The sequence below is a fragment of the Fructobacillus broussonetiae genome (assembly GCF_018437275.1).
Taxonomy (GTDB): Bacteria; Bacillota; Bacilli; order Lactobacillales; family Lactobacillaceae; genus Fructobacillus; species Fructobacillus broussonetiae.
This window is the reverse complement of the sequence record NZ_JAAMFK010000002.1, coordinates 168,697-185,189: the sequence shown is the minus strand read 5'-3', so window position 1 is coordinate 185,189 and position 16,493 is coordinate 168,697. Positions and strand designations below refer to the sequence as shown.

Genomic DNA, 16,493 nt, shown 5'->3' with positions numbered 1-16,493 from the left:
TTCATACCTATGAATCGAACCTAGTGATGTAAAAAAAGTGTCTAACTTATTGACATACGAGCACTGTCTTGTGTCGAGCTTTTTTAATAAACAATTCTTAGCGTTTCATCTTACGTTCAACGAAGCCAAGGGCCCGTGAGATGGAGAACGTCAAAACGAAGTAAATCAGTGACGTAATCATCAACGGGATGAACGGTTCAAAGGAGGCACCTTGGACGACTGACGTTTCGTACATCAATTCGCCGACTCCGATAACGGAGATAACGGAACCTTCCTTGATGACATTTACGAATTCGTTACCAAGCGCTGGCAGGATCGTGCGCACGGCCTGTGGCAAGATGATTAAGCGCATGGAGCGGTTCTTCGTGAAGCCAAGTGAACGAGCGGCTTCCATCTGACCGTTTGGAACGGATTCGATACCAGAACGGATGATTTCAGCAACGTAGGCCGCCGAGTTCAACCCCATGGCCAAAGCACCGGAAGCAAAGGCTGAAAGGTTCAAACCAAGCGCCTGGGCCCCGAAGAACACCATGAAGGCTTGAACAAGCAAAGGCGTTCCACGAACGTATTCCACGTAGATGTTACCGATGGCCTTCAACAAGAAGACGGAAGACAACTTCATGAGGGCGAAGACGGTTCCCAACGTGGTACCAATCAGCACGGCCAAAACGGCCAAGGCCAAGGTGATGAACGTTCCGGAGAGGAAGTAGTGACCATACTTATCCCAGTAGGACTTGCCTTCACCAGAAAGCATGGCCTTGTTGGCCTTCTTTTGCCATCCGGAAAAAGTACCGTCCGTTGTGACTTGGTTGATCACGTCGTTCACCTTGGCTTGCAAGGCTGGTGAATTCTTAGGCATGGCAACGGCGGAAGCACCAGTGGTGTCGTCGGAGAAGCCAGGGTTAATCACCTTCAAGTCCTTGTTTTGTTCGGCATAGGCATCCGCGATTGGTTTTTCAGCAACCACACCGGATAAAAGGCCCTGTGAGAGTTGCGAAATCAAGTTCGGATACTTCTGCAAGGAAACAACGGAAGCGCCGTCGATGGACTTGGCAACGTCTTCTTGGATGGTTTGCGTTTGCGCTCCAACCTTCTTGCCGTCAAAGGCGGACAAGGAGTTCAACTTGTTGGCGTTCTTCTTCAAAACCAACATGGTTTGTGGTGCCTTCAAGTAAACGTTTGAGAAGTCTACCTGGGCCTTACGGTCTTCGGTGGCGGAGTAGCCAGACACAATCATGTCGATTTTGCCAGTCTTCATCGCACCGAGCAAAGCGTCCATTCCCATGTCTTTCACTTCAAGCTTTACACCCAATTTCTTGGCGATGGCTTCGGCCAAGGAAACATCGAACCCGACGATTTTATCCTTTCCGTTTTCTTGCGTGTGAAATTCATATGGGGCATAGTCGGCGGAAAGTCCAACGACCAGCTTGCCCTGTTTTTGAATTTTTTCTAAGGCTGGATCCGTACTGTCAGCTTGAACGTTGGCCGTTGCACCCAAAGGCGCCAAGACGAACGAGCAGAATAACGTCAGCAGAGCGAGGACGGTTGCCCAATTTTTCTTTGTGTGTTTAAGCATGCAAGATGTCCTTAATTTAAGCGTATTTAACTTATTAATTATACAAAAATTAGAAGCTCTTGTCACGCCAGGAAGCAAAGGATGACAAGTTACTATCCTCTTTTGAAAGATACCGAAAAAAGCTTTTCTTTGTTCATGTTGCTCACCTTATAATGTAAGCGAAGAGGCCATTCAACGACTCCAAGAACTCCGGCGAACTTTTCCTCTAGAACAGGTGTCAAAGGACTTTGCCTCACCTCCTTTCTCGAGTACTTTCATTTTTCTGTGGCCTCTTCGTTTCAATTGACAGCATTCTTTGCCCGAAAAAAGAATGCTGTTTTTTGCATTGTGGCAAACACAGTAAAAAGTGCTCACTGTCCAATTATTCCAAACGTTCATAAGAATGGCGGTAAAAATCTGCTATGATAAAAGCGTCGAAAGCAAGAGCAAAAGTAGATATCCATTATTACCCTATTCCACGTCTTGAACCTTAATGACAAGCCAAACATGTTAAACGATACTCCGAAAAGCTAAAAGCACGCTTTCGATTCGAAAGCCACTACAGATTGTAGTGGCTTTTTTCTGTATAAAAAAACGACGAGGCCAAGGCCTCGTCTTAATCCAAGAAATTGTTTATTTTCGTTTCTTTTTGTTTTCTTTGATGAACGCGTAACTCAGATACGTTGCACCACACAGAGCGCCGAAACCGATTGATTCAATCAGTGTCCTTTGCTTTTTTGCTTTATCTTTCGCTTCCGCTTTCTTTTGAGCCAACTCATCTTGTTCAACAACGGTACCACCACTCGTGTCGTTTGTGACCGGGTTGTATGTATCAGGCAAGACAGGATCAGCCGATGCTGATTCCATGCTTAATGGCAGACAGCAAAAGAAAGCCACAAGGAAAGGAATAATCCATCCCTTTTTCATCACTTTAGCCTGCGGAAGAAATTAAATCCGAGGACACCAATAGAAGACATGCCGACCAAACCAAGGCCATCCCAAACGGGTTTGTTCTTTGGCTTGTCCAATCGTTCAAGGGCTGACTTGCTCATCGCGATTGACTTCAATTGGCTCTTCGTCAACTTACGAACACTCTTAGTAGAACGATGCGCTGTTGTTGGCAGCTGCGCATCTGCTGATGCAGAAGCTTGAGCACTTGACGCAGCTTCATAAGCCGCATTTTCTTCAACCCGAGAAATAGGCAAAGTTGCTGCTTCAACCCGAGAAATAGGCAAAGTTGCTTTTTCTTCATTTATAACATCAGCATTCTCAGTCTTGTTTGAGTCGGTCGTAGACGAATTGTTCTGGTCAGAGCGTTCTGCGTCTTTACCATCCGTCTGATTGCCAGAGTTTGACGAATCAGGCAAAACCTCTGACTTACCACCATCGTTGAACTTAAAATCAACGTGCAAGCCCTTTGCTTCAAGGTTGGTCCTCAAGAGTGTAAACCAACCGTTGAATTTGGATTCGATGTCCGTTGCTCGGAACATTTTGAATTTGATGTCTTCAATCGTTTGGTTCGCATCAGCATCCAGCTGTTGAACCATCGCGTCCTTGTCACTGTCAGAGAGACTTGAATCTGTCTTAATCGCAGCGATACTTTGAGCTAAGGCCTGCTTAACGCGGGGAATCAAAACGTCCTTTTGCTTCTGTGATGAAAGGCCGTCCGAACCTTTGAAGGTAATGTCTTTCATCCCTTCGGCGACCATTTGAGCCTTGTTGCTTTCAGTAAAGGTGAAATCAGGCATGTAGGCAAAGGTTGAATTGTCATTCAAGGCATTGTTGTCGCGGGCTTTTAAGAATGACTGGAAGGTTTCAGACTTCTTCGTCCCTTCGTTTTTATCCCTTGTCAAAGCAAGGTAGAACTTTGAATCTTCAGGATAAGAATATTGGAAAGGCCAAACACGCTTGTTAACAGCGTACATGTGTGCGTTGACCTCTTTTTCATAGGAACCAATCGTTTTCTTACCGGGGTTATCCCAGAGCATGGCAACGTTGATATCCTTGTTAATTTCGCCATCTTTTTTGACAACAAAGGTCAGCGATGATCCTTGTCCATTTCCAAGAAAGTTAACTTGCATCGCCCCGCTATTATCAACGCGAACGTATACGTTTTTAGGCGTAACGTCTAATGTCCAGCCATCGGAATCAATGGCGCGCCGAGTAGGAAGTTCTTCAAAGAAAGCACCAACGCGGGCGTCTTCAATACTGTTAAAGGTAAAATAAGCGTCACTGCTATTAACGTCTGTACGTTGCCCATTAAGTGTGAAGGCAACCTTTGGTGAATTTTCAGTGGTCATGGCATAGTCGTTTTTAACACCATCGTCAACTTTTTCACCATCTTTTTTATCGACTGCATGAACATGGCTGTAACCACCAAAATGCAAGCCACCAGAAACTTCGATATCAGAAACGGCAGACGTCATCGTGACAAAAGCAAAGGATGAAATCGAGGCAAGGAGCCACTTTTTACTTCCCTTGTTCATTTTAAAGTTGTCTTTCTTCTTTAATCGAGTCATCTGGGCAAATGTCCTATATTTGTACTTTTTGTATAGGATTAATTATATCATATCTGTGACAAAAGAAACATGGCGTACATAATAGATTCATTCTCGAAAAGTAGTCAGCGCCGTGTATTCTTTAAAAACACTGCAGATAGTGTGTTTATGACTTTTTTTGATAAGAGCACATAAATTCAAAAACTTTTACAATTGTTACAAATGCATGCTATATAAAAACGAAAAAAGCCACCCGATTTCTCGGGTGGCCCTTTTCTTAATCCGTGAGGATCAAAGTTATCGCTTCTGTATTCAAAAGAATAATCTGTAATTACTTCTTCTTACGCAATACTTGGCGAGCGATGAACCCAGCAGCTGCTGCAAGGAGCAATGCGAGCAAGCTCCAAGTTACAACGTGGTTATCGTGGTTGTTCTTAGAAGCACGAGTCTTTGACTTGTTGTTCTTTCCACTACCAGTCGTTGGCAACTGTGCGTCATCCTTAGCTGAGTTAGAGTCGGCGCTATTGTCGGCTCCACCAGCAGTTGTAGGCAACGTTGCAGAAGCGTTGTTTCCTGCTCCGTTGTTTGTTCCACCTGCAGTGGTTGGCAAGACGTTTCCACCGTTGTTTGATCCACCTGCAGTTGCTGGCAAGACGTTTCCACCATTGTTAGTGTTTCCACCATCATTCTGGTTATCAGTGTTGTCAGTTTGCTTTGCAGGAGCATCCGTGATGGAGCTGAAGTCAACTGAGTTAGCAGCATTCTTAACGTCATCAACCGTCGTTGCTTCGTCCACATCGTTCTTGATGCCCTTAGCAGCGTCATCGATAGCTTGCTTACGGTCTGCCTTCTCTCCATCAGACAAGTTTGCATTGCCGTCGATGTTAGCCTTGGCTGCATCAGCAGCGCCATCAATTGACTTGTGAGCGTCGTTCTTGGCGTCGTTCAAGCCGTCGATGTTATCAACAGCATCCTTGGCCTTCTTCTTAACATCTTCAACGTCTTCAGACTTGTCGATGTCATTCTTAGCCTTATCAGCTGCTTCGTCAATGGCTGACTTTTGCTTTGCCTTCTCCCCAGCGTTCAAGTCATCATTGGCTTCAACTCCGGCCTTTGCCTTTTCGGCAGCACCGTCAATGGCTGTCATACCGTTATTCTTGGCGGTTGTGACACCGTCTGAATCCGTCGCATTATTAACCTTTGTTTCAGCTGCGGCTTCATCGGCTTTTGCGTTTGCAATCTGAGTGTTCTTCTCCGCAGTTGTTAATGTGTTATCGGCTTGAATATCTGAAATAATTTTGGCTAATTCAGCTTTCAAGGCATTAATGGCATCACGTTTCTGGTCAGGTAGTGGTTCACCTGGTTGGTGGGCACCATCAATTGTTGTCATACCAGAAGTCGTAGCAGTGTTAATCTCGTCAGCGTCTTTAGCAGCATCAATATTATCATCTGCGGTCTTTGCATCGCTATTCACAGTATCAATCTGCGTTTTTCGAACGGAAGCCGGCAAGGTTTTATCATTATTAATATCGTTGATAATTTTCTTCGCTTCAGCGTCCACTTTCGCCTTCGCATCCGCCTTTTTGCTTGTCCAGTGAATCACCTGGCTTGTAATCACTGCTCAAATCAACATTCGCATCCGAGACAACCTGGTCGGCCGTCGTGTCGTTGTCAATCTTGGTTTCAGCAGCGTTTTTGTCAGCGGTTACCTGGTTAACTTGATTTGTTTTTTCGGTCGAAGTCAGCGTATTATCCGCGTTTATCTTGTTAATGACTGTTTGTGCAGTTTGGTCCAAGGCACTTTTCTTGGCTGCCTTCAAGGCATCCAAATTACCTGCGGTGTAATCACCGTCAATTTTTGTGATTCCAGCACTTTCATCATTATTGATGTCGTCAGCTTTTTTATCGGCGTTAATCTTGTTGGTGTAAGTGGTTAAGTCAGTATCGACAAGACCGTCTTCTTGTTTCTTTTGATCAGAAGTTAAACCGTTATCATCTGAAATCTTTTGCTTAATCTTGGTGGCTTCGTCCGTCAAGTCGTTAATGGCCGTCTTTCGAGCACCTGGGATATCAACACCCGGCGTGTTACCCAGGTCATCAATCGTATTCACACCACCATCCACATCGGAGTTGACATTTGATGCGCGGAAGTCCTTGTGAACGTTGTCTTGTGCATTGTTATAAGCTGTATCGATTTTCTTCTTCAGGTCTGTCTTTTGTTGGTTCGTTAAACCATCGTTTTGGTCGATCTTGGCCTTCGCCTTCGCAACAGCGTCGTCCAAGTCTGGAAGGCGCAAATCCTTGGCATCCTGTGAACCTGTTATATCTTGCTTGTGTTGTGCGATATCCGCTGTACGCTTTGCATCCGTGCTAAAGCGAATGTATGGCGCCTTATAGTCACCATAGTCATTTTGATACTTATGGTTTAATACCGAAGACCAACGAATCTCACACACAGCATCGGTGTAGTAGCTTGTTGAAGCCAAGCCCCAGTCCTTGAAATAATCACCGTTTGCTAATTTGGTAAATGGCAATTCTCGATCACCCCAGTCGTGGTTGTGTCCGAGACCATCGGAGTTGTTCCAACGAAGGTCGACTGAAGGAAATTCATTTCCCGGGGCCCACTGGAAGCCGTGAATCGTGAAGTAGAAGTGTGACTCACCAGCACCAAACATCTGCGCGTATAGGTTTCCATCATCGTCAAGGTAAACGAAGACGTTTCGAACTTGAAAGTCAAAGGTTTCCCCGTCAGGTGCGGTCATGACCGCGTTTTCCTGAGGTAAGTTCATCATTTTTCCGACGTGAGCCGCTTCGATACTATCAAAGTGAACCGTTCCACCAGCAATTGGTAGATCAACGGCAGGTGAATTTACCGTCGAACCCGTTCCATTAGGATCAGCGGAGGCCGTCATCGTTTGCATGAACGATGGCACAGTGTTACCGGCGACGTCAGCAAAAGAGCCCATAACGGCAAAGGACGTTAAGGCCATGACCATCCATTTCTTACCGGCCTTGTACATTTTCTTATGTTCTTTGAGCATCAAAAAACACTTCCAATCTTTTATTAAATGCTCGTATTTTTTAAAGTTACTCCATTTCTGTTTTACCACTACCATGACAAAAAGTTAACGTTTGTGACTAGAACAATTCTAATTTTTCGGCGTTGTTTTCCCCAGTCAGACCCGTAAATATCGATTATCAACGTTTCCAACCATTTTGAACCATTGTTAATAAGGTTGCGATGATTAAAATACACAAACAAAAGAACTCAATTAGAAATTTGAGCACAAAAAAAGCCTTTCGCATCCGCGAAAGGCTTTGACTTTTGAAATGATTACATCATGGTAATGAGCAATCCACCCAAGACCAAGATGATGGCACCACCGATTCGGTTACCCATTTGGGCAAAGGCGATGAGGCCCATACGGTCAGAAGCTGACAAAACAGCAACGTTACCCGTACCACCCATTGAGTTGTTAATCATACCACCGGCGATGGCTGATTCAACTGGGTAAAGTCCGAAGAGCTTACCAAGCAAACCACCAGCAATACCGATTGTGATAACTGAGATCAATGAGCAGACAACCAATTGCCAAGTAACCGTTTGGAGCAACTTGTTCATGTCAACAAGTGCCAAACCAATTCCAGCCAACAAAGCTGGCGTCGTAGCTGACGTAATCATACCACCAAACATAGCAGCTGATTGTTCGTAAAACTTTGGAACCAAGTTGAAGGCCTTAGCCAAGATGACCAAGAGGATCATGAAGGCGAAAGCGTTAATCTGTGGGATGAAGTGGAACAAGATGTTTCCCATAATGTAGAACGTCAAAGCAACCATCATACCGTTCAACAGTTGCTTGTTGTTCATGGCAGGTGCTTCTTCCTTCTTCTTTGAACCCATGTCTTCAGAAGTCTTCAACAATTGACCTTGTCCGTTCATCTTTGACTTAGCCGTGAACTTAACCAAAAGTGATGAACCGATGATGGCCAACAAGTTGGCGATAACAACGGCTGGGAACAATTGGTTCAAGATGTCACCGGCTGATTGGTGCAAAGCACCAGCATATGAAGCAGAAAGTGGCACGATTCCCGCACCAATTCCACCAGCCATCATTGGGAATGAGATGTACAAGGCAGCGTGTTTGAAGCTGAATCCCATTGCCATTCCAGCAAATGAGGTAACGAAGAAGGCAATAATCATCGCACCGAAGGCAACTGGCAAGAAACGCACAGCTGACTTCAACAACAAGTCACGGTCCATCTTCAAGATAGCTGAACAAATCAAAGCCACAATGTAGAATTCCAAGAAGTTCGTGTTGGAAATAAATGACTTGATGTCAGCAACTGCAGGTGCAGGAACCATTCCCATAGCAGTCATTGCTGAACCAGCAACAACGGCCAAGGCAGAACCACCACCCAAGTATGACTTCAAGATTGGTGTGTTGTTACCTACGAAGAAGAAAACTCCTCCAAGGATAACCAAGGCAAACAATGCACCACCCATGTTCTTAGGCAATGCGTTCAAGCTCAATACGGCAATCAAGAGAAGCAACATCAAACTGAAGGCTACTCCACCGATATTAGTCACTTGAACTTTTTCATTGATCTTTGCAAAAAGACCGTTTTCTGAATTTTGTTCAGACATAATACACTCCTGTATTTATTCTTTTTTGGCAATACCTGGAATAGTATAACACCAGCTAACTCAATTTTTAAGCTACAAATTCCAGAAATCGTCGCATTCTTAAATAAAAATAAAAGAGTCGCCCCTTTACGAGGCAACTCTTATTGAAAAAATTTAATTGTTTTTAAATCTTAACCCCAGATGGTAATCAAGAATCCAGCGATAACCAAGACGATGGCTCCACCGATACGGTTACCCATCTGTGCAAAGGCCATCAAGTTCATCCGGTTGGCAGCTGACAAAACGGCAACGTTTCCAGTTCCACCCATTGAGTTGTTAGCCAATCCAGCAGTAACTGCTGATTCAACTGGGTAGAAGCCAAAGAGCTTACCAAGCAAACCACCAAAGAACGTTACTGAGATGATTGAAACGATAACACAGATAACCAATGCCCATGAGAACGTTGAAAGAAGTGATGACAAGTCAAGCAAAGCAAGACCAACACCGGCCAAGATGGCGTGCGTCAACGTCTTGACAACCAACTGTCCAAACATAACGACTGATTCTTCATAGTAGTGTGGCACGATTCCCAAAGCCTTGATGATGATGGCAAGCAAGATCAAGAAGGCAAATGAGTTAATTGAAGGAATCAACTTGTGCAACGTTGATCCAATCATGTAGAAGGAGATGGCCGTCATCATACCAACAAGCAATTGTTGCTTATCCAAGTGAGCAGGTTCAACACCCTTCACTTCACCATGGCTGTCTTGCTTCAACAATTCACCGTTACCGTTCAACTTTGAGCCCTTCGTGTTTTCTGAAATCAATCCAGCAACGATGATGGCCAACAAGTTAGACAAAACAAGTGGTGGGAAAAGTTGTGACAAGATTTGTCCTGATGGGACGTGCATGGCTGCACCGTAAATCGTTGACAATGGTACGATTCCGGCACCAACACCACCAGCCATCATTGGGAAGGTGATGAAGAGTGACGTGTGTTGGAAACTAAGTCCAAGCACCGTTCCAACACCACCGACGATGAAGAACGTGATGATCAACGTCAAGAACGCAACTGGCAAGAAACGAACAGCGGCCTTCAAAACCATCTTACGGTCCATCTTAAAGATGGCTGAGATAATCAAAGACACAATGTAGAATTCCAAGAAGTTGGTTCCAGTCATGAATGACTTAACCGTTACGACCGTTGAGTGTGGCACGACACCCGTTCCTGAAAGAACGGCACCAACCATCGTGGTGAAGACAGATCCACCACCCAAGTACGTCTTAACAATTGGAAGGTTCGCACCCAAGTAGTACAAAATACCACCCAAGCTGACCATGATGAAGAGTGCCCCCATCATGTTCTTAGGGAAGGCCCCCAATTGCATAACACCTACAAGAATAATCAACATGATGATGAAGGCGATTCCGCCAATCCCATCAATATTGAGTTTATTCTCAAATTTTCCAAAGAAGCCCTTTGGGCTTGTTTCGTTTTCTGACATGATTACTAAACCTCAGTTATATAATTATTTCACTTGAATAATATAACATATATTGTGAAGGTTTACATTATAAATTTGAAAAATTCTTCATTAAATTTTTCAGGCTTTTCGATGTGAGGCAGGTGTCCCACATTTTCAATCACGGTCAATTGATCATTTTCTCCAAATAATCCTTCGAATTCCTGGTAGTAAGAATCCCTAAACAACGGGCTTTTTGCTCCTGCTACGTAAAGCATTGGTGCCTTTAAATCGTAAATGTTCTCGCGCCAATCTTCCAAAAGGTGATTTTTTAAAAGCGGAACAGCTAAATCAAAATCAAATGGATAAGCCATTTTTTCCTTCTGCAAGTTATCTTTTAAACTTTCAGAAACGGGTGAGTATGTGAGCTTTTGATGAATGAAAGTGTTGACCATCACAAGGAAAGTATTCCAATTCATGTTCAAGAGTCCGGCTGACCATTCAGAATCATTCAAAAGTTTAGGTGATTCATCGATGACAACTACCTTTTTTACTCGATCTTCACCAAAGAGTGACAAGTAAGCAAAAATAGCAGCCCCACCCATGGAGTGTCCAACAAGAGTCATATCCTGCAAATCAAGCTTCAACACCAATTCACGAAGGTCAGCGGCCAAACGACCAATTCGGAGGTTCTTTGACGTTCGTTGTGAACGACCGTGGCTACGCCAGTCCATCGTCACGACCCGAAAGCCCTTTTCTTGTAGGGCTTCGATTTGGTAAACCCATTCTGCTTGAATACCAGAAAAGCCTGAGAGCAAGACCGCAACCGGCCCTTCCCCACCGCGGTCTTCATAATTAATTGAAACACCATCCGTTGTCTTAAAAAATGCCATGTTCGTCTCCTTTATTGAAAAAAAGCCGCCAACGAGTGACGGTCTTTTTAATTGATTAGATTAAGCCAGTTAACCGCCCAACCAGGGCCGTCAAGATTAAGTAGTCTGCCGCGCCACCAATGGAGAGGTTTTCCTTGATGAAGGCTTCGTCGAGCTCCTTCAAGTACGCCATTCCGGCATCGCTATCCGCCCCACCAAGTTCAAAGAACTTCTGTGAGTATTCAGCCATTTTCTTTTGAATCTCGGGATTTTTTGAACGCTTTATCAACGTTGAGTCGTTGATGTTCGCTGCTAAGTGCATGAGGGCGTTCAAAAGGCGGGCATTGGTGTCCCCCGAGCTCCGTCGAAGTTCAGGCAAGCCGACTTTTTCAAGTGGAACCAGGCCACCAGCAACTTCACCACGAACACCGGTAAAACGGTACTCTTCATACTGCTTCTTTCCGGCCGTCATGTCGTGTACGCTTTCTTGTGCCAGTTCCTTTGCCACGAGGTCTGCGCCCATCTGAGCCACCACGTCCAAGACAAAGGACAAAGATGGATCCTGATAGTTACGACTCGCATAACCGTAGGCGGCTAAGAAGATGCCGACGGTAAAGATGGCTCCCTTATGCGTGTTCACGCCGTCGGTGGCGATAAACATCGCCTCCTCTGCGCGAATACCAGAAGGGCGAATCTTCAAAAGCAAAGCCTTCAAATCGCTACCATGAAATTCACGTCCGGCATCAAAGCAGGATCCAAAGTACCCTTCCAACGAAATGGAGGAATCGATGAACGAGAAGATGTCCATATCGTTATGTGAACCAACGGAAGCAGGATCAACGAGACCTGGTTTTGGCGTCGTTGAGGCCTCGGCCAAGAAGGCAAAAAGTGCGGCGTTCACAACCGCCTTCTTATCCCAGGCTGGGATGACAGGGTCTTTTACGAAGTATTCCTGGTAAAAGTCATTGACGGCCGTTTGGAGTTCTTCCAAATCGTGTTTTTGCGTCTGCGCACATAGCTTTGCGTTTTCATCACAGACAAGGCAAGTACGTGGGCTAAAGCCCAAAGCCTGACGGGACAACTGGTAGTCATCCTGATTCTTCGCCATGACGTCGATGTCAAAGAGACGGCCTAAGAAGAAGTGCTGTTCAAAGCGAATCGCTTCCTTCTTCACTTCGGTAATCGGACCCGCAACCACTAAGAATCCTTCAGGACCCGTCACACGGTCTTTTAGAACCTTTACGTAACGCACTGGCCAGAAGGACAAGCGCGCCATAAAAATCCGCCATCCGGCCGTAAAGAGTTGTTTTAAGGCAGGACTATTCTTAATGGCACCTGGAATGTTTAGCTTGATGGCTAAAATCGTGTCGTGCGGGTGCTTTTCTTCCAATTGCTTTTGCAGATTTGACCGCCATTCGCGGTTTTCGAGCACGCTGTCTAACGTGACCGTCTCTCCTCCTGCAAATACGTTTTCCAAAAGACTCATAAATCGTCTCCTACCTAAGTTTGTATATATTCTAATATAGCAGAGATATTCTTATTTCAAAAGAAATTCTACCGTTTAGGCCACCGTATGGTATAGGGCTTTGGCCATACCCTCATATGTACGCCAAGGCTGGACTATAGTCCAGACCTGACTTAGTAAGCAAAAAGGACCAGTTAGAAACTGGCCCTTTTAATGAAGAAGATTAGTCCTTCACTTGCTTGATAACGTCGATCAAAGAACCGTCACGGTATTCAGCCAGCGCAACAACGCGGTCAGTGAATTCCAATGGCTTGGCAGCGCCAACCATCTTTTCGGCCTTTTGTTGCAATTCTTCGATTGAGAAGATTGGCAAACCAGGAACCTTTGACAATGAGTCAATCAAGTCCTTACGCTTAGGGTTAATTGCGATACCCAATTCCGTAACAACAACATCGATTGATTCACCTGGCGTGATAACCGTCGTCACTTCAGGAACGATCGTTGCAATACGTCCACGTACAAGTGGTGCAGAAATGATCGTCAAGTTAGCAGTAGCGGCGTCTTGGTGACCACCGATGGCTCCACGGATAACACCGTCAGAACCTGACATAACGTTAACGTTGAAGTTCGTGTCGATTTCCAAAGCAGACAAGATGGCAACATCCAACTTATCAACCATGGCACCCTTGTTAGCTGGGTCAGCATACCATGATGCATCGATTTCTTGTTGGTTAGGTGAGTTCTTCATTGATGAAGCAGCACCCTTATCGAAGTCTTGAACGTCCATGATGCGTTCAACCAATCCTTCGTTCAACAAGTCAACCGTTGGCTTCGTGATTCCACCCAAAGCAAATGATGCCTTGATTTGGTTTTCAATCATTGCCTTACGCAAGAAACGCGTAACGGCCAAGGCAGCCCCACCAGAACCAGTCTGGAATGAGAATCCTTGCTTGAAGTATGGTGAGTTAACGATAACATCGTTAACCATTTGGGCGATTTGAAGTTCCTTAGGGTCCTTCGTGAAACGAGTAGCACCTGAACCGATCTTGTCAGGGTTACCAACTTCGTCTACCTTAACCACGTAGTCAACTTGCGTTTGCTTGATTGAAGCAGGCGTGTTTGGGTATGGCATCAAGTTATCCGTCAACAAGACCAACTTGTCAGCGTATTGCGCATCAATCAAAGCGTAACCCAATGAACCAAAGGCAGTGTCTCCGTTCATACCGTTGGCGTTACCCATTTCGTCAGCGTTTGGTACACCCAAGAAGGCAACGTCAATCTTGATTTCACCAGATTCGATGGCGCGGGCACGGTTTCCGTGTGAACGGAAGATAACAGGGTTTTCCAAGGCACCGTGTGATACGGCGTCTCCCAATGAACCACGCATACCAGATGACGTGATGTTCGTTACAGTTCCCTTTTCGATGGCTTCAACAACGATGTCGTTCATGACGTTCGTCAATGATGAAGGTGCCAACGTCAAGTTCTTGTAACCAGCGTCGATGATTTCACGCATAACCATGTTGAAGACGTAGTCTCCTTCACGGAAGTGGTGGTGGAATGAAATCGTCATTCCATCTTCAAGCGTGTCAGCAACAACCTTCTTAACTGATTCAACAATCTTTGAAGGACCAGTTTGGGCCGTTACCTTAGGTGCAACACGTTGGATTTCAGGGTTACCGAATTCGGCTGACTTGAATCCTTCGTAGTTGTAATCGTTCAAAATTTGATCGGGGATTTCCCGGTTGACATTATTTTTCAATGTAATTTCCCTCCGCATCGAGCAAATTGTTAGCCTTAGCCAACTTCATAACGCGTTCTGCACGCAAAACAACAGGGCGGTCAACCATTTGACCGTTCATGGCGATAACACCTGAACCCTTACGCTTAGCTTCTTCGATAGCAGCCATCACGTTTTGAGCGTTCAAAACTTCCTTTTGAGTAGGTGCGTAAACCTTGTTAACAGGAGCAACCTGACGAGGGTTAATCAATGACTTACCATCGAATCCGAGTTGCTTGATGTATTCAGTTTCGCGAACGAAGCCTTCCATGTCATCCAAGTTCGTGAAGACAGTATCGAAGGCAGCAATCTTAGCAGCGCGGGCAGCGTGCAAGATAGCGTTACGTGCGTATTCCAATTCTTTTCCGTCTGGGTAACGGTGCGTCTTCATGTCAGTCGTGTAATCTTCGGCTGACAAAGCGATTCCGATCATACGATCAGAAGCTGAAGCGATTTCGTAGGCGTTAACGACACCCATAGCTGATTCGATGGCAGCCATCAAGTTCGTTGAACCAACTTCGCGACCGAATTCCTTTTCAGCATCTTCAACCAACTTTTCCAATTGGTGAATCATTTCTGCTGATTCCGTCTTTGGCAAACGGATAACGTCGATACCAGCCTTAACCATGGCCTTGATATCGTTTTCGTAGAATGGCGTGTCCAATCCGTTGATACGAACAACCAATTCAGCGTTTCCGTAATCAAAAGTCTGCAATGCTTCGTAGACCAAGTAACGGGCTGAATCCTTTTCCGTCATTGAAACGGCATCTTCCAAATCAAACATGATTGAGTCAACACCGAAGATTCCGGCGTCCTTAATCAAACCTGGGTTGTTACCAGGAACGAACATCATTGTTCGGCGTAGTCGTTCATCTGCAGCCATTAGAGCACCTCCCATTGTGGTTGATCTTTCATGTCCAAGGCACGTTGGCAAGCCGTGATGGCACGTGCCTTAATGACAGGCGTCAAAGCCCCCTTGTCAACCACTTTTACCATGGCTGAGTCGATCTTAAATGCCTTCAAGACATCTTCGATTGTTTGCTTGATGTCGTCACCGAATTGCTTCATTACGTCTGACGTAAGATCAAATTCGATGCCATTTGAACCTTGGCTCAATACGATTTGGATATCAGATGATTCCAGCGTACCAGCCATGGCTGTTTGCTTAATTTCCATTGATTTTCTGTCCTTTCAAAATTCGCTTCTGCAACAAGTCAAGGTTTTCTTTGATAAAGTTCGCCGTTGTCTCAGGCACATACTGTGCCAAAGGCTCAATGGAACCGTCCTTAATCAAAGCCCGGACCTCTCTTGCCGAAACCACATTCTGCCCGCTACCGGCAGTTAGACGTGGAATTTCTTTTACATCTACTTCAGGTGGCAGGATGGTTTTGAGCGTTTCGTTATAAAGATTAGTAGTGTGAGACGTTGGTTCCGTCCCGAGATAACGCGTTTGGATACCTAGTGGCTTTGCCAACTGGTTCTTAAACAAAGAAGCATCCAAAGCGGTTTGGTACTTGATGGCGTTGTCTTGGTCTTTAATGAAGTAAGCGGGGAAAGACAAATAAGAAACCATGTAGTCACCACCGTTGGCGACAAGCACGTTATCCCAGTCCTTCGTTCCTTCTTCAACCAGCTGCGTTCTTTCTTGTGTGGTAAAGAGTGATACGTCTTGGTTCACAACAAAGACGTACACGCAGTCGTTTTCCTTTGCTGCCTTTTCAACCAAGTACCGGTGTCCCTTCGTAAAGGGATTGGCGTTCATCACGATGGCCACCGTACTCTTGGCACCTTCCGGTTTTTGGGGCAAGCCCTTGCGGTAGGTGTCAATGTTTGGCGTTCCCTTTTCAAGAATCAGACCGTAATCAGTTTTTGCCAAGGTGTTAAAGCCGACGTGCTGAAAACTCGTTTCGTACTGGGGCTTTGTAAAGACAAAGATTTGAAAATGACCGGCTTCTGCCAGCTTCATCTCCAAGGCTGAAACCAGTTGATTAAAGCGTGAACCAGACTCACCTGAGCCATCGTCAGAAACGGCGATGTACTTGATGGTCTTACCCGCGATGGAACCAGTTCCAACCAGGTTGTCCTGTTCATCAAAAAGTCCAATTGTCTGATCAATCGTGTCAACTTCCTGATCAGCAAACACCGTGATACCACGGTCCTTCAAGAAGTTCTCCCAACGTTTTTTAATCATTGGGTTGTGGAGGTAGAGTTCTTGAATCGTTTCAGCCATGTTTAA

At 45.3% G+C, this 16,493-nt stretch carries 13 protein-coding genes; all 13 read right to left on the bottom strand.

Annotation, left to right across the window (positions count from 1 at the left end):
• Positions 1-97: 97 nt before the first annotated feature.
• Positions 98-1,576 carry an ABC transporter substrate-binding protein/permease gene (locus tag G6R29_RS02480; protein WP_213808783.1) on the bottom strand — a complete coding sequence of 493 codons (1,479 nt, stop codon included), beginning with the start codon at positions 1,574-1,576 and terminating at the stop codon, positions 98-100.
• Positions 1,577-2,188: 612 nt separating this feature from the next.
• Positions 2,189-2,482: a hypothetical protein gene (locus G6R29_RS02475; RefSeq protein WP_213808782.1), complete on the bottom strand. Its 294-nt coding sequence runs from the start codon at positions 2,480-2,482 to the stop codon at positions 2,189-2,191.
• Positions 2,482-4,074, bottom strand: coding sequence for a hypothetical protein (locus G6R29_RS02470; protein ID WP_213808781.1), 1,593 nt, complete (start codon positions 4,072-4,074; stop codon positions 2,482-2,484). The genes G6R29_RS02475 and G6R29_RS02470 overlap by 1 nt, the downstream gene beginning before the upstream one ends.
• A gap of 310 nt (positions 4,075-4,384) precedes the next feature.
• Positions 4,385-5,671: a DUF1542 domain-containing protein gene (locus G6R29_RS06625; protein ID WP_213808780.1), complete on the bottom strand. Its 1,287-nt coding sequence runs from the start codon at positions 5,669-5,671 to the stop codon at positions 4,385-4,387.
• The gene (locus tag G6R29_RS02460) at positions 5,604-7,094 is read right to left on the bottom strand and encodes a DUF1542 domain-containing protein (protein WP_213808779.1); all 1,491 of its coding nucleotides are present in this window, start codon (positions 7,092-7,094) and stop codon (positions 5,604-5,606) included. Before G6R29_RS02460 ends, G6R29_RS06625 begins: the two co-directional genes overlap by 68 nt.
• 293 nt (positions 7,095-7,387) lie before the next feature.
• Positions 7,388-8,698 carry a 2-hydroxycarboxylate transporter family protein gene (locus tag G6R29_RS02455; protein ID WP_213808778.1) on the bottom strand — a complete coding sequence of 437 codons (1,311 nt, stop codon included), beginning with the start codon at positions 8,696-8,698 and terminating at the stop codon, positions 7,388-7,390.
• A 170-nt stretch (positions 8,699-8,868) separates the two neighbouring features.
• A complete protein-coding gene (locus tag G6R29_RS02450; RefSeq protein WP_213808777.1) occupies positions 8,869-10,182 on the bottom strand; it encodes a 2-hydroxycarboxylate transporter family protein in 1,314 nt (437 codons plus the stop codon).
• Positions 10,183-10,244: 62 nt separating this feature from the next.
• Positions 10,245-11,033: an alpha/beta fold hydrolase gene (locus G6R29_RS02445; RefSeq protein WP_213808776.1), complete on the bottom strand. Its 789-nt coding sequence runs from the start codon at positions 11,031-11,033 to the stop codon at positions 10,245-10,247.
• Between the two features lie 55 nt (positions 11,034-11,088).
• Positions 11,089-12,498 carry a citrate lyase holo-[acyl-carrier protein] synthase gene (citX, locus tag G6R29_RS02440; protein WP_213808775.1) on the bottom strand — a complete coding sequence of 470 codons (1,410 nt, stop codon included), beginning with the start codon at positions 12,496-12,498 and terminating at the stop codon, positions 11,089-11,091.
• A gap of 202 nt (positions 12,499-12,700) precedes the next feature.
• On the bottom strand, positions 12,701-14,239 hold the full coding sequence (gene citF / locus G6R29_RS02435) for a citrate lyase subunit alpha (RefSeq protein ID WP_213808774.1): 1,539 nt from the start codon (positions 14,237-14,239) through the stop codon (positions 12,701-12,703).
• A complete protein-coding gene (gene citE, locus G6R29_RS02430) occupies positions 14,229-15,140 on the bottom strand; it encodes a citrate (pro-3S)-lyase subunit beta (protein ID WP_213808773.1) in 912 nt (303 codons plus the stop codon). Before citE ends, citF begins: the two co-directional genes overlap by 11 nt.
• The gene (gene citD / locus G6R29_RS02425) at positions 15,140-15,433 is read right to left on the bottom strand and encodes a citrate lyase acyl carrier protein (protein WP_213808772.1); all 294 of its coding nucleotides are present in this window, start codon (positions 15,431-15,433) and stop codon (positions 15,140-15,142) included. The genes citE and citD overlap by 1 nt, the downstream gene beginning before the upstream one ends.
• Complete coding sequence (gene citC, locus G6R29_RS02420) at positions 15,423-16,487, bottom strand: [citrate (pro-3S)-lyase] ligase (protein WP_213808771.1); 1,065 nt, start codon at positions 16,485-16,487, stop codon at positions 15,423-15,425. The genes citD and citC overlap by 11 nt, the downstream gene beginning before the upstream one ends.
• Between the last annotated feature and the right edge of the window lie 6 nt (positions 16,488-16,493).

Bases quoted from the DNA above. Each gene is read 5' to 3' on its own strand.
- G6R29_RS02480 (WP_213808783.1), bottom strand. From the start codon at position 1,576: ATGCTTAAACACACAAAGAAAAATTGGGCAACCGTCCTCGCTCTGCTG.
- G6R29_RS02475 (WP_213808782.1), bottom strand. From the start codon at position 2,482: ATGAAAAAGGGATGGATTATTCCTTTCCTTGTGGCTTTCTTTTGCTGT.
- G6R29_RS02470 (WP_213808781.1), bottom strand. From the start codon at position 4,074: ATGACTCGATTAAAGAAGAAAGACAACTTTAAAATGAACAAGGGAAGT.
- G6R29_RS02460 (WP_213808779.1), bottom strand. From the start codon at position 7,094: ATGCTCAAAGAACATAAGAAAATGTACAAGGCCGGTAAGAAATGGATG.
- G6R29_RS02455 (WP_213808778.1), bottom strand. From the start codon at position 8,698: ATGTCTGAACAAAATTCAGAAAACGGTCTTTTTGCAAAGATCAATGAA.
- G6R29_RS02450 (WP_213808777.1), bottom strand. From the start codon at position 10,182: ATGTCAGAAAACGAAACAAGCCCAAAGGGCTTCTTTGGAAAATTTGAG.
- G6R29_RS02445 (WP_213808776.1), bottom strand. From the start codon at position 11,033: ATGGCATTTTTTAAGACAACGGATGGTGTTTCAATTAATTATGAAGAC.
- citX (WP_213808775.1), bottom strand. From the start codon at position 12,498: ATGAGTCTTTTGGAAAACGTATTTGCAGGAGGAGAGACGGTCACGTTA.
- citE (WP_213808773.1), bottom strand. From the start codon at position 15,140: ATGGCTGCAGATGAACGACTACGCCGAACAATGATGTTCGTTCCTGGT.
- citD (WP_213808772.1), bottom strand. From the start codon at position 15,433: ATGGAAATTAAGCAAACAGCCATGGCTGGTACGCTGGAATCATCTGAT.
- citC (WP_213808771.1), bottom strand. From the start codon at position 16,487: ATGGCTGAAACGATTCAAGAACTCTACCTCCACAACCCAATGATTAAA.